At 74.1% G+C, this 17,320-nt stretch carries 18 protein-coding genes; 7 read left to right on the top strand and 11 right to left on the bottom strand.

From position 1 onward, the window contains the following. Window positions 1–186: 186 nt before the first annotated feature. The gene (locus R4Z62_RS20755; RefSeq protein ID WP_018564945.1) at window positions 187–426 is read right to left on the bottom strand and encodes an SCO4848 family membrane protein; all 240 of its coding nucleotides are present in this window, start codon (window positions 424–426) and stop codon (window positions 187–189) included. A gap of 103 nt (window positions 427–529) precedes the next feature. Between R4Z62_RS20755 and R4Z62_RS20750 the strand changes: the two genes are divergently transcribed. Next, window positions 530–1,777 carry a D-alanyl-D-alanine carboxypeptidase family protein gene (locus R4Z62_RS20750; RefSeq protein WP_491520590.1) on the top strand — a complete coding sequence of 416 codons (1,248 nt, stop codon included), beginning with the start codon at window positions 530–532 and terminating at the stop codon, window positions 1,775–1,777. On the opposite strand, the gene R4Z62_RS20745 is transcribed toward R4Z62_RS20750, so the two are convergent. Beyond that, window positions 1,752–2,711, bottom strand: a complete 960-nt coding sequence (locus R4Z62_RS20745) for a YihY/virulence factor BrkB family protein (RefSeq protein WP_355476140.1) — start codon at window positions 2,709–2,711, stop codon at window positions 1,752–1,754. The genes R4Z62_RS20750 and R4Z62_RS20745 overlap by 26 nt on opposite strands. A gap of 140 nt (window positions 2,712–2,851) precedes the next feature. Between R4Z62_RS20745 and dprE2 the strand changes: the two genes are divergently transcribed. Beyond that, window positions 2,852–3,634 (top strand): decaprenylphospho-beta-D-erythro-pentofuranosid-2-ulose 2-reductase, encoded by a 783-nt coding sequence (gene dprE2 / locus R4Z62_RS20740; RefSeq protein WP_491521903.1) that lies wholly within the window; start codon window positions 2,852–2,854, stop codon window positions 3,632–3,634. A gap of 55 nt (window positions 3,635–3,689) precedes the next feature. Here the strand turns inward: dprE2 and R4Z62_RS20735 are convergent, their stop codons facing one another. From R4Z62_RS20735 to R4Z62_RS20720, 4 genes are all read right to left on the bottom strand, one after another. After that, the gene (locus R4Z62_RS20735; protein WP_491520589.1) at window positions 3,690–4,271 is read right to left on the bottom strand and encodes a 2'-5' RNA ligase family protein; all 582 of its coding nucleotides are present in this window, start codon (window positions 4,269–4,271) and stop codon (window positions 3,690–3,692) included. A 227-nt stretch (window positions 4,272–4,498) separates the two neighbouring features. After that, complete coding sequence (trpS, locus tag R4Z62_RS20730; RefSeq protein WP_037872751.1) at window positions 4,499–5,512, bottom strand: tryptophan--tRNA ligase; 1,014 nt, start codon at window positions 5,510–5,512, stop codon at window positions 4,499–4,501. Window positions 5,513–5,649: 137 nt separating this feature from the next. After that, window positions 5,650–7,095: a glycine hydroxymethyltransferase gene (locus R4Z62_RS20725; protein ID WP_491520588.1), complete on the bottom strand. Its 1,446-nt coding sequence runs from the start codon at window positions 7,093–7,095 to the stop codon at window positions 5,650–5,652. 229 nt (window positions 7,096–7,324) lie between these two features. Next, window positions 7,325–7,561 carry a hypothetical protein gene (locus R4Z62_RS20720; RefSeq protein ID WP_491520587.1) on the bottom strand — a complete coding sequence of 79 codons (237 nt, stop codon included), beginning with the start codon at window positions 7,559–7,561 and terminating at the stop codon, window positions 7,325–7,327. 136 nt (window positions 7,562–7,697) lie between these two features. On the opposite strand from R4Z62_RS20720, the gene R4Z62_RS20715 reads away from it, so the two are divergent. After that, window positions 7,698–8,429: a MerR family transcriptional regulator gene (locus tag R4Z62_RS20715; protein WP_491520586.1), complete on the top strand. Its 732-nt coding sequence runs from the start codon at window positions 7,698–7,700 to the stop codon at window positions 8,427–8,429. Between the two features lie 47 nt (window positions 8,430–8,476). On the opposite strand, the gene R4Z62_RS20710 is transcribed toward R4Z62_RS20715, so the two are convergent. Further along, the gene (locus tag R4Z62_RS20710) at window positions 8,477–9,673 is read right to left on the bottom strand and encodes a glutathionylspermidine synthase family protein (RefSeq protein ID WP_491520585.1); all 1,197 of its coding nucleotides are present in this window, start codon (window positions 9,671–9,673) and stop codon (window positions 8,477–8,479) included. 8 nt (window positions 9,674–9,681) lie between these two features. After that, window positions 9,682–10,050 carry a hypothetical protein gene (locus R4Z62_RS20705; RefSeq protein WP_064534809.1) on the bottom strand — a complete coding sequence of 123 codons (369 nt, stop codon included), beginning with the start codon at window positions 10,048–10,050 and terminating at the stop codon, window positions 9,682–9,684. A 186-nt stretch (window positions 10,051–10,236) separates the two neighbouring features. Here R4Z62_RS20705 and R4Z62_RS20700 point away from each other — a divergent pair, with 186 nt between their 5' ends. Continuing rightward, entirely contained in the window at window positions 10,237–11,106 is an 870-nt protein-coding gene (locus R4Z62_RS20700; protein ID WP_491521902.1) for a hypothetical protein, read from the top strand. A gap of 337 nt (window positions 11,107–11,443) precedes the next feature. Here the strand turns inward: R4Z62_RS20700 and pdxR are convergent, their stop codons facing one another. After that, entirely contained in the window at window positions 11,444–12,832 is a 1,389-nt protein-coding gene (pdxR, locus tag R4Z62_RS20695; protein ID WP_491520584.1) for a MocR-like pyridoxine biosynthesis transcription factor PdxR, read from the bottom strand. 47 nt (window positions 12,833–12,879) lie between these two features. On the opposite strand from pdxR, the gene R4Z62_RS20690 reads away from it, so the two are divergent. The 3 genes from R4Z62_RS20690 to R4Z62_RS20680 are packed head-to-tail and all read left to right on the top strand — an operon-like array spanning window position 12,880 to window position 14,581. Beyond that, window positions 12,880–13,392, top strand: a complete 513-nt coding sequence (locus R4Z62_RS20690; RefSeq protein WP_018564932.1) for a carboxymuconolactone decarboxylase family protein — start codon at window positions 12,880–12,882, stop codon at window positions 13,390–13,392. Beyond that, complete coding sequence (locus tag R4Z62_RS20685; protein ID WP_491520583.1) at window positions 13,389–13,832, top strand: carboxymuconolactone decarboxylase family protein; 444 nt, start codon at window positions 13,389–13,391, stop codon at window positions 13,830–13,832. Before R4Z62_RS20690 ends, R4Z62_RS20685 begins: the two co-directional genes overlap by 4 nt. Next, window positions 13,829–14,581, top strand: a complete 753-nt coding sequence (locus tag R4Z62_RS20680) for an isocitrate lyase/PEP mutase family protein (protein WP_491520582.1) — start codon at window positions 13,829–13,831, stop codon at window positions 14,579–14,581. The genes R4Z62_RS20685 and R4Z62_RS20680 overlap by 4 nt, the downstream gene beginning before the upstream one ends. A gap of 6 nt (window positions 14,582–14,587) precedes the next feature. On the opposite strand, the gene R4Z62_RS20675 is transcribed toward R4Z62_RS20680, so the two are convergent. Both R4Z62_RS20675 and R4Z62_RS20670 read right to left on the bottom strand, forming a co-directional pair. Continuing rightward, window positions 14,588–16,072, bottom strand: coding sequence for an aldehyde dehydrogenase family protein (locus R4Z62_RS20675; protein ID WP_382844515.1), 1,485 nt, complete (start codon window positions 16,070–16,072; stop codon window positions 14,588–14,590). 288 nt (window positions 16,073–16,360) lie between these two features. Beyond that, complete coding sequence (locus R4Z62_RS20670) at window positions 16,361–17,296, bottom strand: serine/threonine kinase C-terminal domain-containing protein (RefSeq protein WP_491520581.1); 936 nt, start codon at window positions 17,294–17,296, stop codon at window positions 16,361–16,363. Between the last annotated feature and the right edge of the window lie 24 nt (window positions 17,297–17,320).

Below are 17,320 nucleotides of genomic sequence, written 5' to 3'. Positions count from 1 at the left end.
AAAGACGTTATGAAGAAGTGTTGTCGCTTTGTTTCACAGGATGTCCTCAGGCGCCCCTCAGAGGGCGATGAATGTACGTTTTACTCCTTTTCATCCGTCCTTCCGGGATGAAAGGTGATACGCCGCACACCTGGACGCCCGTCCCGGTTCCGGACGGAACGTCAGCCGCCCGGTCCGCCCGGCCCGTTATGACATCCGGCGCAGTGCGCGCAGCCCGCGCAACCCGAGACCCCCGATGACCGTCCCCCATACGAAGGAGACGACCGCCAACGCCAGGTGGACCCAGAAGTACGCCGTCGGATGACCGTCGTCGAACGCGAGCCCGCTGCTGTCCTTGACGAGATTCTTGACGAAAGTGATCCAGATGACCCAGCTCCACACCCCGAAGGCGAGCAGGAACCAGGAGACGGGGCGGCTGAGCTTCATACCCTCAGTATCGCTGCCGGGTGTCCGGGGCCGGGGGCGGGGTACGGCCGGGAACCGGCCCCGGGGTGGGGCGGCGGTGGACACGACAGGTACGTTTCCGACCGTGCCCGCACCCCCCAGGACCGTCCGCCGCTCACTGCTGGTCGCCTCCGCCGCCCTGCTGTCCCTCTCCGTGACCGCGCCCGCCGCGCTCGCCGCGCCCGCACCCACGGCCACTCCCCCGGCGCACATGTCCGGCGTGGGCGGTGCCCGGCTGGCCCAGCCCGGCACCCAGGTCGCCCTGGCCCCCGGGGTGCCCGCCCTGCCCAAGGAGCTGACCGCGCGCTCCTGGATCGTCGCCGACGCCGAGTCCGGGCAGGTGCTCGCCGCGCACAACGCGCACTGGCGGCTGCCCCCGGCCAGCACCCTGAAGATGCTCTTCGCCGACACCGTGCTGCCGAAGTTCCCCAAGACCCAGACGCACAAGGTCACCCCGGGCGACCTGGCCGGGATGGGCGAGGGCTCCAGCCTGGTCGGGATCAAGGAGAACGAGACCTACTCCGTCCACGACCTGTGGCTGGGCGTCTTCCTGCGGTCCGGCAACGACGCCGTGCACGTGCTGTCCGCCATGAACAACGGCGTGGCCCGGACCGTGCAGGACATGAACGCGCACGCCCAGGACCTCCAGGCGCTGGACACCCATGTGGTGAGCCCGGACGGCTACGACGCCCCCGGCCAGGTCTCCTCGGCGTACGACCTCACCCTGTTCGCCCGCTCCGGGCTCCAGAAGAAGGACTTCCGGGAGTACTGCTCGACCGTGCGCGCCGCCTTCCCCGGCGAGACCACCAAGAACAAGAGGGGGCGGTCCTCCCGGGGCTCCTTCGAGATCCAGAACACCAACCGGCTGCTCGCCGGTGACGCCGGGCTGCCCGTCTACCCGGGCATCGCGGGCGTGAAGAACGGTTACACCACCAACGCGGGCAACACCTTCACCGGCGTCGCCGAGCGCGACGGCAGGGTGCTGCTCGTGACGGTGATGAACCCGCAGAGCAGCGTGCACGACGAGGTCTACCGGGAGACCGGCCGGCTCTTCGACTGGGGCTTCAAGGCGGCCGGCAAGGTGCAGCCGGTGGGCACCCTGGTACGGCCCAGGAGCGCCCAGGCGGCCGGTGCGCAGCCGGACCCGAGCGCCCCGGCCGACGGCACGCAGGGCACGGCGAAGACCGCGAGCGCCGCCGGGAGCGGCTCCGGTGGCATGGGGATCGCGCTCGGCATCGCCGGCGGGGTGCTGGTGCTGCTGGCGGCCGGTGCCTTCCTGGTCAACCGCCGCTGGCCGCTGCCGGAGCTCATGCGGCGCCGTCCGCGCCCCTGAGCCGCCCGCCGGGCCCTTCGGCCGCGTCGCCGCCGCCGTCGTCCGCGCCGCCGGTCCCCGGACCGGCGGCGTCCCCGTCCGCCTCCGCCGCGCTGCCGGTCGCGGTCCAGGCGGAGCAGTACAGCACCAGCTTGGCCGTGAAGTTGATCCACAGCAGCAGCGCGACCGGGACCCCGAACGCGCCGTACATGCTCTTCGCCGCCACCCCTTGGATATAGCCGCTGAGCAGCAGCTTCAGCAGTTCGAAGCCGACCGCGCCGAGCAGCGCGGCGACCACCAGGCGGTGGCGCGGCGGCTCCACGCCGGGCAGCAGCGTCAGCACGTACAGGAGCACCAGGAAGTCGGCGAGCACCGCGACGGCGAACGCGATGACCCGCAGCACCACGCTGCCCGCGCCGTCCTCGCCGAGGCCCACCGCGCGCGAGGTCCAGCCGACGGCGGCCGAGGCGACGGTGGAGACGGCGAGCGTGATCAGCACCGCGCCGCCGAAGCCCACCAGGATCCCCGCGTCCTGGACCTTGCTCACCACCGGGTTCTTCTCCGGGTCCGGCAGCTCCCACACGGCGCGCAGGCAGTCGCGCATCTGGCCGACCCAGCCCATGCCGGTGAAGAGCAGGGCGGCACCGGCGATGATCCCGACGGTGCCCGCGTTCTGCGCCAGCGAAGTGATGTGCAGCTGGTCGCCCAGGCCCGGGAACTGCTGGGCGATCTTGCTCTCCATGGTGTGCTGCTGCCGGGTGCTGAGGGTGGCGGCGCCGATCGCGGCGGCCAGGGTCAGCAGCGGGAACAGCGCGATGAAGCTGACGAACGTCATGGCGGCGGCGAGCCGGGTCCATTTGACCCGGTCCAGACGTTCGTACGACCGCCACGCGTGCGTCTGCATCAGACGTGTCAGCCACGGGCCGATCACGGGGAGGTTCTTCAGCCAGTCCATGATCGGACTTGTGCCCGCTCAGGCGCCGCGTCAACACCGCGTTTCTACGACAGAACGCCCATAAGCGGACGATACAGTCGTCTGCCGTGAAGATCGCCCCCGGCGCGGCCCCCCGTCCCGCCTCCCGTCCCGCCCGTTCCCTGGCCCGGCTGGTCCCCCGGCTCACCGATCCGGGACCCGGCCGGCTGCCGCGCTCCGTGCTGGTGCTCGGCGGCACCTCCGAGATCGCGCTGGCCACCGTGCGGCGGCTGATCGCGCGCCGTACCCGCACGGTGTGGCTGGCGGGCCGGTCCGCGCCCGCCCTGGCCGAGGAGGCGGCCCGGCTGCGGGCACTGGGCGCCGAGGTGCGCACGGTCGCCTTCGACGCGCTCGACTGCGGCGCGCACGAGAGCGTGCTCGGCAAGGTGTTCGCCGAGGGCCCCGTCGACCTGGTGCTGCTGGCCTTCGGCGTCCTGGGCGACCAGGCGTACGACGAGCGGGAGCCGCTGAACGCGGTGCACGTCGCCCAGACCAACTACTCCGGCGCGGTCTCGGCGTCCCTGGTGGCCGCGCGCGCCCTGCAGAACCAGGGGCACGGCTCCCTGGCCGTCCTCTCCGCGGCCGCCGCCGAACGGGCCCGCCGCACCGACTTCATCTACGGCTCCAGCAAGGCGGGCCTGGACGCCTTCACCCAGGGCCTGGGCGACGCGCTGTACGGGACGGGCGTGCACGTGATGCTCGTACGCCCCGCGTTCGTGACGTCCCGGGCCACGGCGGGCCGCGCGGTGCCGCCGCTGGCGAGCACGCCGGGCGAGGTCGCCACCGCCGTCGAGCTGGGCCTGCGGCGGCACTCGGAGACCGTGTGGGTGCCGGGCGCGCTGCGGGCGGTCACGACGGCGCTGCGGCATCTGCCGCGCGGGCTGTACCGGCGGCTGCCGCTGTAGCGGGGCGGGCGCCCGGGGCAGGCGGGAAGGTGACGACAGGTCCTGAGGACCTGTCCTAGCGGGCGGGCAGGGTGCCGCGGTCGACGGGGGCCGCCTGCGGGGGCACCACCGCGCGGCCGCCGAAGGAGAACTCCCGCAACTTGCGCCACACCCCGTCGGAGCCCTGCTCGTGCAGCGCGAAACCGGTGCACGTCCAGGCGGCCTCGTACCCGGCCAGCTCCGCGAAGGCGCGGTCCATCGCGGCCTCGTCGATGCCGTGCGCGACCGTGACGTGCGGGTGGTACGGGAACTGGAGTTCGCGGGCCACCGGCCCGGAGGCGTCCCGGACCCGCTCCTGGAGCCGGGCGCACGCCTCGGCGCCCTCGACGACCCGGACGTACACCACCGGCGACAGCGGCCGGAAGGTGTCGGTGCCGGACAGCCGCATCGGGAAGGACCGCCCGGCCGCCGCCACCTCGGTCAGATGGGCCTCGACGGCCGGCAGCGCGGCCCGGTCGACCTCGGTCGGCGGGAGCAGGGTGACATGCGTGGGGATGCCGTGAGCCGCGGCGTCGCCGAAGCCCGCGCGCCGCTCCTGGAGCAGGCTGCCGTGGGGCTCCGGGACCGCGATCGACACACCGATCGTTACGGTCCCCACGTCGTCTCCTGTCGTCGTGCCGATGTGGTCTCTGCTCTGCTGTCCGTGCCGTCCCCGCGGGCGAGGGCCGGGCGGGCCCGTGCCGTCTCGTGCGCTCTCGCGTGTTCCCGGCCGTTTCGTCCCGGCCGTCCGGCTATCGACTGTACGGCCACGGCCCGGCGATGGGCAGGCGCAGCCGCAGTGATGTACGGCGCTTCGTACGGGACGGTCGCGAGCGGGAGTGCGCCTCAGTGCTTGGCCGGCAGGAAGCCCACCCGGTCGTACGCGTGGGCGAGGGTCTCCGCGGCGACGGCGCGGGCCTTCTCGGCGCCCTTGGCCAGGATCGAGTCCAGCGTCTCCGGGTCGTCCAGGTACTGCTGGGTCTGCTCGCGGAACGGCGTCACGAACTCGACCATGACCTCGGCCAGGTCTGTCTTGAGCGCGCCGTACCCCTTGCCCTCGTACTTCTCCTCCAGCGCGGGGATGCCCGTGCCGGTGAGCGTGGCGTAGATCGACAGCAGATTGCTGACGCCGGGCTTGGCCTCGGGGTCGAAGCGGATGACCGTGTCGGTGTCGGTGACCGCGCTCCTGACCTTCTTCGCGGTGGTCCTCGGGTCGTCGAGCAGGTTGATGAGGCCCTTCGGCGTGGACGCCGACTTGCTCATCTTGATCGACGGCTCCTGGAGGTCGTAGATCTTCGCCGTCTCCTTGAGGATGTACGCGGAGGGGACGGTGAAGGTCTCGCCGAAGCGGCCGTTGAAGCGCTCGGCCAGGTCGCGGGTCAGCTCGATGTGCTGACGCTGGTCCTCGCCGACCGGCACCTGGTGCGCCTGGTAGAGGAGGATGTCGGCGACCTGGAGGACGGGGTACGTGAAGAGGCCGACGGAGGCCCGGTCGGCACCCTGCTTGGCGGACTTGTCCTTGAACTGGGTCATCCGGGACGCCTCGCCGAAGCCGGTGAGGCAGTTCATGACCCAGGCGAGCTGGGCGTGCTCGGGCACATGGCTCTGGACGAACAGCGTGCAGCGCTCCGGGTCGAGACCGGCGGCCAGCAGCTGGGCGGCGGCGAGCCGGGTGTTGGCGCGCAGCTCGGCCGGGTCCTGCGGGACCGTGATCGCGTGCAGGTCGACGACCATGTAGAAGGCGTCGTGGGACTCCTGGAGGGACACCCACTGGCGGACGGCGCCGAGGTAGTTGCCGAGGTGGAACGAGCCTGCGGTGGGCTGGATTCCGGAGAGCACGCGAGGTCGGTCGTTGGCCATGCTCACCATTCTCTCAGGTAACGGCCCCCGATCCGGAACTGGTCCGCAACAGCCGCGGCCCGAATCGCCTGCTGTTGTGCAACAGCCTCACCGGACGGCCGCCCCCCGGCGTGAGGGGGGCGGCCGCGGGCCGGTGGTCAGCCGAGGTCGATCTCCGGGTAGAGCGGGAAGCCCGCCACGAGGTCGGAGGCCCGGTGGGCGATCTCCTCGGCGGTCTTGCCGTCCAGGACGTGCTGCGCCTTGGACGGGGCGCCCTTGGCGGTGGTGCCGGGCTCGGTCGCGGTCAGCACCCGGTCGATGAGAGCGGCGACCTCGTCCATCTCGGCGGTGCCGAGCCCCCGGGTGGCCAGCGCGGGCGTGCCGATCCGGACGCCGGAGGTGTACCAGGCGCCGTTGGGGTCGGCGGGGATGGCGTTGCGGTTGGTGACGATGCCGGAGTCCAGCAGCGCGGCCTCGGCCTGGCGGCCGGTCAGCCCGTAGGAGGAGGCGACGTCGATCAGGTTGAGGTGGTTGTCGGTGCCGCCGGTCACCAGGGTGGCGCCGCGCCGCGTCAGGCCCTCGGCCAGGGCGCGGGAGTTGTCGACGACCCGCCGGGCGTAGTCCTGGAAGGAGGGCTGCCGGGCCTCGGCCAGGGCGACCGCCTTGGCGGCCATCACGTGCGGGAGCGGGCCGCCGAGCACCATCGGGCAGCCGCGGTCGACCTGGTCCTTGAGGGAGTCGTCGCACAGGACCATGCCGCCGCGCGGGCCGCGCAGCGACTTGTGGGTGGTGGTGGTGACGATCTGGGCGTGCGGGACCGGGTCGAAGTCGCCGGTGAGGACCTTGCCCGCGACCAGCCCGGCGAAGTGGGCCATGTCGACCATGAGCGTGGCGCCGACCTCGTCGGCGATCTCGCGCATGATCCGGAAGTTCACCAGGCGGGGGTAGGCCGAGTAGCCCGCGACGATGATCAGCGGCTTGAACTCGCGGGCGGTGGCGCGCAGGGCCTCGTAGTCGAGGAGGCCGGTGGCCGGGTCGGTGCCGTAGGAGCGCTGGTCGAACATCTTCCCGGAGATGTTCGGGCGGAAGCCGTGGGTGAGGTGGCCGCCGGCGTCCAGGGACATGCCCAGCATGCGCTGGTTGCCGAAGGCGGCACGCAGCTCGGCCCAGTCGGCGTCGCCGAGGTCGTTGACCTGGCGGACGCCGGTCTTCTCCAGGAAGGGCGCCTCGACCCGGTCGGCGAGGACCGCCCAGAAGGCGACCAGGTTGGCGTCGATGCCGGAGTGCGGCTGGACGTAGGCGTGGCGGGCGCCGAACAGCTCCCGGGCGTGCTCGGCGGCCAGCGACTCGACGGTGTCGACGTTGCGGCAGCCCGCGTAGAAGCGGCGGCCCACGGTGCCCTCGGCGTACTTGTCGCTGAACCAGTTGCCCATCGCGAGCAGCGTGGCCGGGGAGGCGTAGTTCTCGGAGGCGATCAGCTTGAGCATCTCGCGCTGGTCGGCCACCTCCTGGCCGATGGCGTCGGCGACGCGCGGTTCGACGGCGCGGATCACGTCGAGCGCGGCGCGGAAGGCGGTGGACTCGGTGGACAGGGGCGCGGACATCTGGGGACCTCCGGACGTGGCGTCGGCGTTCACGGGACGGCCCAGGCGCACGGCACAGATGCTGCTCGGGCCGCTTCCCGATGGTCGGTCCCATCTTCGGGTCCCGGCGTCCCGCCGGGGCCCAGCGCGCCAGTCACGGCCCTCTGCCAGCCTACCGGCCGGTGCCGGGACGGACGCCGCGGCGTCCACCATGCGGGCGGGGCGCGGCGTCCGTCCGGGCGGGCGCGTGTCAGGCGCCGTCGGTCCCGGTCGTACCGGTCCCGGTCGTGCCGGTCCCGGTCGCTTCGGTGATGCTCCAGCGGCCGACCTCGCGGTAGGACGAGTCGTGGACGGCGGAGCCGTCACCGGGTTCGAGGGCGTAGTGGTGGAGGTTGCCGCCCCAGTAGCGCAGGATGCGGCCCAGTTCGCGGGCCCGCTCCTCGGGCGGCTGGGCCGGGTCCATCGTGACCTCCAGAAGGAACTGCACGTCCGTCGTCTCCCATCGGGTGGCGGGTTCGGGGGCCGGATCCGGTGGTTTCCATTGTTTCATTCAAGTGCTTCTTGGCACTTGGCGCAGACTGTCCGCAGGTGGGCCGGGCCGGCTGCCCGGAAAGTCTCAATCGGTGGGGAGGACTCACGTGGAGGACCGGGTGCGGATCGCCGCGCTGGCGCGGTCGGCGGGGGTGTCGGTGCAGCAGATCCGCGTCTACGCCGATGGCGGGCTGCTGCCCCCGGCCGGGCGCACCGCGTCCGGCTACCGGGTCTTCACGGCCGTGCACGCCGAGGCGCTGGCGGCGCTGCGGGAACTGGCCGCCGGGCACGGCTGGCCGGCCGCCCGCACGGTCATGCGGGCCGTGCACGCCGGGGACCTGCGGGCGGCGCTGGCCGCCGTCGACGCGAGCCACGGCGCCCTCGACCGGGAACGCGCCGGGCTGGCCGCCATGGGCGAGGCGCTGGTGTCGGTCCTGGCCGGCGGCGCGCTCGCCCCGGCCGCCGGGCGCCGCGCGCCGCGCATCGGGGAGGCGGCGCGCGCCGTGGGGGTGAAGCCGCCGGTGCTGCGGCTGTGGGAGGAGCGCGGACTGCTGCGGCCGGACCGGGAGCCGGGCACGGGCTACCGCCGCTACCCGCCCGCGGAGCTTCAGGCGGCGCACGTCGTGGCGCTGCTGCGCCGGGGCGGCCACCCGCTCGCGGCGGCCGGACCGGTCCTGGAGGCGCTGCGCGCGGGCGGCGGCCCGGACCGGATCCGCGACGAACTCGCCGCCCGCCGGGAGCGGTTGCACGAACGCAGCAGCCGCCGCCTGGCCGCGTCCGCGGCCCTGCACGGCTATCTGCGCACCCTCGGCCACCTCACCTGAGCCGCCTCACCTGAGCCGACGCCCGGCGCCGGTCCCGGCCGGTGCGCTCAGAGGATCACGTGCGGGACGAAGCGGGCGTACTCGTCCGTGATCAGACCGGACGACTCCCGGATGCCGAGACCGGCGGACTCGTCCCCGACGACCCAGGCGCCCAGGACGACGTGGTTGCCGTCGAAGGCGGGCAGCGGGGCGAGCGCCTGGTAGCAGCACGCCTCGTCCTCCGGGACGGACGCGGGCGCGGGCTCGGTGCCCGGCTCGTGCACCGTGACGCCCTCGCCCTCGCGGCCGAGCAGCGGCTTGGCCACGTAACCGCTGGTGTCGGCCAGTTCGCGCGGGCCGTCGAGGTAGGCGGGGAGCAGATTGGGGTGGCCGGGGTACAGCTCCCAGAGGACGGCCAGCAGCGCCTTGTTGCTCAGCAGCATCTTCCAGGCGGGCTCGATCCACAGGGTGGAGCCGGTGCCGCCGCCGTTGTCGAGGGTGTCCAGGACGTGTCCGCCGAAGCGGTCGGTGGTCAGCCACTCCCAGGGGTAGAGCTTGAAGACGCTGCGGATGAACCGCAGCCCGTTGTCCACGAACCGCTCGGACAGCGGGTCCCAGCCGATCTCCTCCACGGAGATCCACTCGGTCTCCAGGCCCGCCTGCTCGGCCGTCTCCTTGAGATAGGCGACCGTCATCAGGTCCTCGCCCAGCTCGTCCTCGGCGGAGTGCGCGAAGTGCAGCGGGGCGCCCGGCGGGAGCAGCTTCGCCTGCCGCTGCCAGCCGGCGACGAGCCGGTCGTGCAGGGAGTTCCACTGGTCGGCGCCGGGGAAGCGGTCCTCCATCCAGAACCACTGCGGGGAGGCCGCCTCGACCAGCGAGGTCGGGGTGTCCGCGTTGTACTCCAGCAGCTTGGCCGGTCCCGTGCCGTCGTAGCGCAGGTCGAAGCGGCCGTAGACGGAGGGGAGTTCGGCCCGCCGGTGCCAGGACTCGGCGACCGCGGCGGCGACCCGCGGGTCGGTGATGCCGAGGTCGGCGAACCGCCCGGTGGCGACGATGTGCCCGGCCGCGGCCAGGCACATGCGGTGCAGTTCCTCGACGACGTCCTCCAGCGCCTCCACCTCGGGCAGCGAGAAGACGTAGCAGCCGCTCTCGTCCCAGTAGGGCCGCAGCGAGTCGTCGGGGTGGCGGGTGAGCGGGTAGATCAGGCCCTGCGCCTCGACGGTCTGCTGCCAGCCGGTCCGGGGTTCGAGGGTGCGGCGTTCCATCTCCGGCCTCAGCCGCCGGACTTGCCGTGGCCGCCGCCGAAGCCGCCCCGGTCGACGCCGCCGTGGCTGCCGCCGGACACGGATCCGGAGCTGGAGCCGGACCCGCCGGAGCTCTTGCGCGGCTTGGTGAACGAACCGCCGGTGACCCAGCCGCTCTTCTTCTTGCCGCCGTAGTACCAGGCGCTGTTGTACGAGGACTTGGTGGTCTTGCAGTTCTTGTCCGCGACGACCTTGTAGCCCTTGGACAGCGAGTAGCTGCCGCGGTCCACGCACCGCTTGTCCGGGGCGGAGGAGCAGGAGGTGAGCGCGGCGGCCAGCAGCCCCATGCCCCCCAGGACGACCGTGCCCGACCGAAGCCGCCGTCGTGTGTCCGCCATGTCCCTGTCTCCCCGTCTCAGTCGTCGTGTGGTGCCGTGCCGGTACGTGCTGTCGTTGTTCACGGCCGGAACCCGGTGGCCGGTTCCCGGCCGTCGCGCGTCGGACAGCCTAGAGAGGGACGGGAACACCGGTGCGGGCGGCCCCGTGCCGCCGCGCTCGCCTAGAGTCGCTTCGTGCTCCTGGGAATGGTGTGCGCGCTCGGCGCGGCGGTGTGTTTCGGTACGGCGACGGTGTTCCAGGCGGTCGCCGCGCGGGCGGCGGCCGGTGCGGACGGCGTCCAGGCGGGTCCGGGCGGTGACGCGGCGCTGCTGCTGCGGGCGCTGCGGCAGTGGCGGTACCTGCTGGGCCTCGGTCTTGACGGGGTCGGTTTCGTGCTCCAGATCGCGGCGCTGCGCTCACTGCCGATCTACGCGGTGGGCGCGGCCCTGGCCTCCAGCCTGGCGGTGACGGCGGTGGCCGCGGCCCGGCTGCTGCGGGTGCGGCTCAGGGGCACGGAGTGGGCCGCGGTGGCGGTGGTCTGCGCCGGGCTCGCCCTGCTGGGGCTGGCCTCGGGCGCCGAGGGCGACAAGCCCGGTTCCGCCGCGCTGAAGTGGGCGATGCTCGCCGCGGGCCTCGCCGTGCTGGCGCTGGGCGCGGTGGCGGGGCGGCTGCCCGAGCGCGGCCGACCGCTGCTGCTCGGCCTGGGCGCGGGCCTCGGCTTCGGCGTGGTCGAGGTGACGGTCCGGCTGATCGACTCGCTCGCCCCGGCGACGCTGTTCACCAACCCGGCGGCGTACGCCCTGGTCCTGGGCGGCGGTGCCGCCTTCCTGCTGCTCACCACCGCCCTCCAGCGCGGCTCGGTGACCACGGCCACCGCCGGTATGGTGCTGGGCGAGACGCTCGGCCCGGCGGCGATCGGCGTGGTGTGGCTCGGCGACCGCACCCGGGACGGGCTGGCCTGGCTCGCGGTGCTCGGCTTCGCGGTCGCGGTGGCCGGGGCACTGGCCCTGGCCCGCTTCGGCGAGGCACCGACACCCGAGCCCGCACAGGACCAGGAACCGGCCGGCTCGGCCTGAACCCGCCCGGCACGACACCCTGCCCGGTCCCGGCCGGCCGGCCGCCTCCACCTCCGCCCCGGCGCAGGCCATCTCAGCCGTCCCCGACGCCCCAGCCGCGCCGACCGAGCCAGCCGCTGCGGCCGCCACGGCCGTTCCGGTCGCCACGGCAGCTCAGGCCCCACGGCTGCCTCGCACCGCCTGGCGCTGCCTCACCCGTCACGGACACCACGGCCAGACCAGCAGCCCCAGGCATCATGGCAGCCCCGAGCGCCACGAAAACTCCTGGCACCACGGCAACCCCAGCCGGATCGGCACCCGCCCCGCAGGCAGCCGCCCCGCAGGCACCCGCCCCCGCTCAGGGCAGCACCCGGCACAGTGCGTCCAGGGCCCCCGACCAGGCGTGGTCGGGCGGGGTGCCGTAGCCGACGACCAGGGCGTCCAGTGGGGGCACGGTGGCGTCCGCGTGGCGGAAGCGGGACAGGCCGTAGAGGGTGAGGTCCTGCCAGGCGGCGGCCTGCACCACCGCCTGCTCGGTGCCCGGCGGCAGCCGCAGCACGGCGTGCAGTCCGGCGGCGATGCCGGTGGGGCGGACCGCGGGGGCGGCGGTGGCCAGTGCCGCCACCAGGGCGTCGCGGCGGCGCCGGTAGCGCAGCCGGGCGGCGCGCACCTGGCGGTCGTAGGCACCGGAGGTGATGAACTCCGCCAGCGTCAGCTGGTCCAGCACTCCGCAGACCTCGGCGTGCCCCTTGGCCAGGACCGCCGCCTCGGCGAGGTCCGGGGGCAGCACCATCCAGGCCAGCCGCAGGCCGGGGGCCAGGGACTTGCTGGCGGTGCCCAGATAGACGACGTGGCCGGGGTCGAGGCCCTGGAGCGCGCCGACCGACTGGCGGTCGTAGCGGAACTCGCCGTCGTAGTCGTCCTCCAGGACCAGCCCGCCGGTGCGCCGCGCCCAGTCGGTGACGGCCGCGCGCCGGTCCGGGGGCAGGGCCACGCCCATCGGGAACTGGTGCGAGGGGGTGAGCAGGACCGCCCCGGTGCCGGGCGGCGGTGCGACGACCGTGCCGCGTTCGTCGAAGGGCAGCGGGCGGGTGCGCAGACCGGCCCGGGTCAGCAGGTCCCGGTGCAGGTCGAGGCCGTACGACTCGACGGCGACGGTGTCCGTGCCGCGCCCGCGCAGCACCTCCCCGAGGATCCGCAGACCGTGCGCGAACCCGGCGCACACCACGATGTGCTCGGGGCCGGTGCGCACGCCGCGCACCCGGGCGAGATACCCGGCCAGCGCGGTGCGCAGCTCGGCCGTGCCGCGCGGGTCGCCGTAGCCGAGGACGTGGTGCGGGGCCGTGGTGAGCGCGCGGCGGGCCGCCCTGAGCCATGCGGCGCGGGGGAAGGAGGCCAGGTCGGGGCTGCCGGGGCGCAGGTCGTACCGGGGGCGGTGCGGGATGCGGTGCGGGCCCGGCGGGGCGGTGGCGGAGGCGGCGACCGCCCGGTCGGCGACCTGGGTGCCGGAGCCCTGGCGGGCGGTGAGCCAGCCCTCGGCGACGAGGTCGGCGTAGGCGTCGGCGACGGTGTTGCGGGCGACGCCGAGGTCGGCGGCGAGGCTGCGGGAGGACGGCAGCCGGGTGCCGGGGGCGAGCCGGCCGGTGCGGACCGCCTCCCGCAGGGCGTCGGTCAGTCCGCGCCGCACCCCTGGACCGGCCGGTTCCAGATGGAGGTCGACGCCCAGAGTGGCCCATGTTCTCGCCATGGAAATGGACCATACTCCTGGGACGCTTCGCGCCTAGGGTCGAGCACATGAGCACGGAGACTGAAGCGGAATCCGCCGACACCCCCTACGCGGCCGAGCAGGCGCCCCGCCTGTCCTGGCACCAGTACGCCCCCGAGGTCTACAAGGCCATGATCCGCCTGGATACGGCCGCCAAGCGGGGGCTCGAACCCCGGCTGTACGAGCTGGTGAAGATCCGGGCCTCCCAGCTCAACCACTGCGCGTTCTGCCTGGACATGCACACCAGGGACGCCCTCGCGGCCGGCGAGAGCGTGGAGCGGATCGTGCAGCTCAGCGCGTGGGAGGAGTCGCGGCACTTCTACACGGAGAAGGAGCTGGCCGCGATCGAGCTGACCGAGGCCGTCACCGTCCTGACCGACGGCTTCGTGCCGGACGCGGTGTACGAGAGGGCCGCCCGGCACTTCGAGGAGGCCGAGCTGTCCCAGCTGATCGCGGCCATCGCGGTGATCAACGCCTGGAACCGGTTCGGCGTGACCACCCGGATGACCCCGGGCCACTACCGGCCGGGGGCGCACAAGTGAGCCGGACCCGGCTGCTGGACCCTGAGGTCTCGGGGGCGATGTCGGCGCTGAGCGCGGCGGCCAAGAAGGGGCTGGGCGATCCGGTCCTGGCCGAACTGGTCATGATCCGGGCCTCGCAGCTCAACCACTGCGCGTTCTGCCTGGACATGCATCTCGACATCGCCCGGAAGAACGGCGAGTCGGAGGACCGGATCCAGCTCCTGAACGCCTGGGAGGAGACCGAGGACCTGTTCACCGGGCGCGAGCGGGCGGCGCTCGCGCTGACCGAGGCGGTCACCGTGCTGACGGACGGCTTCGTGCCGGACGCGGTGTACGAGGAGGCCGCCCGCCACTTCGACGAGGCCGCGCTCGCCCATCTGATCGCGCTGATCACCGTCATCAACGGCTGGAACCGCCTGATGGTCGCCCGCCGTGTCCCGCCGGGAGGTCACCGGCCGTGAACGGCACCGAGACCTTCCGCGCCCTGCACCACGGGCGGCTGCCCGACGACCCCCTGATCCTGCCCGGCCCCTGGGACGCGGCCAGCGCCCGGGTCTTCGCGGAGGCCGGGTTCCCGGCGCTCGCCACCCCCAGCGCGGGCGTCGCCGCGTCCCTCGGGTACGCCGACGGGGACGTCCCGGCGGACGAGATGTTCGCCGCGGTGGCACGCATCGCGCGGGCCGTGGACGTACCGGTGTCGGCGGACGTCGAGGGCGGCTACGGGCTGCCGGCGAAGGAGCTGGTGGAACGGCTGCTGGAGGCGGGCGCCGTGGGCTGCAACCTCGAGGACTCCGACGGGGGTGTCCTCAAGGACCCGCGGGAGCACGCCGACTACCTCGCCGAGGTCCGCGCGGCCGCCGGCGACCGGCTGTTCCTCAACGCCCGCGTCGACACCTTCGTGCACGGCGACGGCGATCCCGGCCGGGCCATCGGCCGGGCCGGGCGGTACGTGGCCGCGGGCGCGGACTGCGTGTACCCGATCCTCGCCCCCGAGGACGCCCTGCCCCTGCTGCGCGCCGGTATCCAGGGCCCGCTGAACGCCCTGCGCCGCCCGGTCCCCGGCGCCCCTTCCCCCGCCGCCCTCGGCACCCTCGGCGCCACCCGCGTCACCTTCGGCCCGGGGCTCCAGCGCCGCACGGCCCAGGCGCTGCGGGAGATCGCGGACGGGCTGCTGCGGCAGGGACCCGGGACGCTTCCGCCCACGGGGTGATCCGGGTCAGCCCGCGAACCAGCGGACCGGCCCCGGGGCGAGGTTCTGGTAGGTGTGCTTGGTCTCGCGGTACTCGGCCAGGCCGGTGGGACCGAGTTCGCGGCCGAGGCCGCTCTTGCCGAAGCCGCCCCACTCGGCCTGCGGCAGGCAGGGGTGGAAGTCGTTGATCCAGACCGTGCCGTGGCGCAGCCGGCCCGCCACCCGGCGGGCGCGGCCCGCGTCGGCGGTCCACACCGCCCCGGCCAGGCCGTACTCGGTGTCGTTGGCGAGCGCGACCGCCTCCTGTTCGGTGCGGAAGGTCTCCACGGTGAGGACGGGTCCGAAGACCTCCTCGCGGACGGCCTTCATCTGGCGGTGGCAGCGGTCGAGGACGGTCGGCTCGTAGTAGAAGCCGGTGGCGGGCCGGTAGGCGGCGGGCTCGGGGCGTCTGCCGCCGCAGCGGGCCACGGCGCCCTCGGCGAGCGCGGCGGCCACGTACGCCTCCGTACGGGCGCGCCGCTCCTCGGAGACGAGCGGGCCGCACTCGACGCCGGGCTCGGTGCCGCGGCCCAGCCGGATGTGCCGGGCCCGCTGGGCGAGTTCGGTGACGAAACGTTCTTTCAAGGACTCCTCGACGATCAGCCGGGAGCCCGCCGAGCAGACCTGGCCGCTGTGCACGAAGGCCGCGTTGAGGGCCTGGTCGACGGCGGTGTCGAAACCGTCGTCGGTGGCGCAGGCGTCGGCGAAGACGACATTGGGGTTCTTGCCGCCCAGCCCGAGGACGACCCGTTTCACGGTGGCCGCCGCGGCACGGGCCACCTCGGTGCCCGCGGCCCGGCAGCCGGTGAACGAGACCAGGTCGACCCCGGGATGCCCGGCGAGCCGGGCGCCGGCCGTGCGGCCGGGCCCGGTGACGAGGTTGGCCGCACCGGCGGGCAGCCCCGCCTCGGCGAGCAGCTCGACGAGCGCGACGGTCGTCAGCGGGGTCAGCTCGCTCGGCTTGACCACGAAGGTGTTGCCCGCGGCGAGCGCCGGGGCGATCTTCCAGCTGGCCTGGAGCAACGGGTAGTCGCAGGACGTGATCAGCGCGCAGACGCCGGCCGGCTCGTGCCCGACGACGCTGTGGATGTCGGGCGAGCCCGCGTCCACGACCCGGCCGGGCGCCTCGGCGGCGACCAGGTCGGCGAAGTGGCGGAAGGCGTCGGCGACGCAGTCCACGTCGACCCGGCCCTCCTCCAGCGTCTTGCCCGCGTCCCGGCTCTCCAGCAGGGCGAACCGCTCGCGGTCGCGCAGCAGCAGAGCGGCGACGCGGCGCAGCAGTTCGGCGCGGGCGGCGACCGGAGTGCGCGGCCAGGCGCCCTCCCCGCCGTCGAAGGCGTGCCGGGCGGCCTCCACGGCGAGGTCCACGTCCTGGGCGCCGCCCTCGGCGACCACGGCGCACACGGTCGCGTCCGCGGGGTCGAGGATGTCGCGCGTCGCGCCGGAGTACGCCTGGCGCCACTCCCCGCCCATGTGCAGGGTGGGGTGTGCCGGGCGCCGGGCGGGATGCGCCGGGCGCTGACCGCCTCGTCCTTCCTCGTCCGTCTCGTCCGGTCCGACCGGCTTGTCCGGCACTGCCTTCCGCTCCCTCACCGTCGCCGGGGTGACGCGGATGCCACCCCCGGGGCCGGGGGCATCTGCCCTCTTCTCCCGGCTCCCATGCGTGATCGGCGGGCGAACGTGCCGCGTGTCACGGATCTTGGCCGCTTACGGGCACAAAACGCGCGGCGGGCTCCACCGGGGCGGGCGCGGCGGCGGGGCTCAGCCGGTGGGCGCCGGGCACACCGCGCCCGGCGGGCAGAACCAGCCCAGCGCCGTGGTGAGAGCGGCCAGCGCGCCGCCCCCGCTGTCCGAGTCGGGCCCGTAGGAGGCGATGGCGTAGACCTTGCCGTCGGCGGCCGCGAACCGCTCGTCGTAGACGTGCCAGGTGCCGATGTCCGGCTGGCCCTTGAGCGAGTCGGCGACGTACTCCAGACGCGTGCCGCTCACCCCGTCCGTCCGCACGTGGTCCAGGGCCAGCGCCCGGAAGCCGGAGGGCTTGGGTACCGCGTCGGAGAGGTAGAGCGTGAAGGAGGCGTCGGGCGAGTCCTCCGCCACCTGGTAGACCTGGATCCGCCGGTGGCCGGAGCCGCTGCTGTAGTTGACGATGTCGATGCCGAACTGGGAAGCGACCGTGTGGCGTTCCCAGCCGGCGGGCACGGCGATCCTGAAGCCCTCCGGGTCGTCCCGGACGGCGTACCCGGCGGGGGGCTCGGCCGTGGCCGCTTGCGTGGCCGGATCCGGCTCCTGGCCGCCGGTGCCCGTCTCGCCGGAGGCGTCCGTGGACCACGACGGCTCGGGCCAGGAGGCCGGGGTGGACATGTCCACGGCCGGCGCGGCCTTGTCGTCGTCGCTCCCGCCGCCGAGGCTCAGCGTCACCACCAGGGCGACGACGCCGGTCCCGGCGGCCGCGGCCGCCGCCGTCCACAGCCTGCGGCGGCCGTGGGCGCCGGGCACGGCCGGTGCGGACGGCGGTCCCGACACGGTCCACCGGCCGGTGGGCGCGTCCGGGTCCCGGACCGGTCCCGGCGCCGGCACGTCCGGTGCGTGGCCGGGCCGGGCGGGCGGCAGCGATGTCGCCACGGGCGCGCCCCGCCTGCCGTTCTCCCAGCGCTGGGTCTCCTCGTTCCAGTACCGGCCGCCCCCGTGCACCACCACCGTGTTCTCCTTCCCCCGTCCGCG

The sequence above is a fragment of the Streptomyces sp. PL-25 genome, from assembly GCF_058344915.1.
Note: the sequence above shows the minus strand (reverse complement) of the source record. Positions and strands in the feature narration are given on the sequence as shown.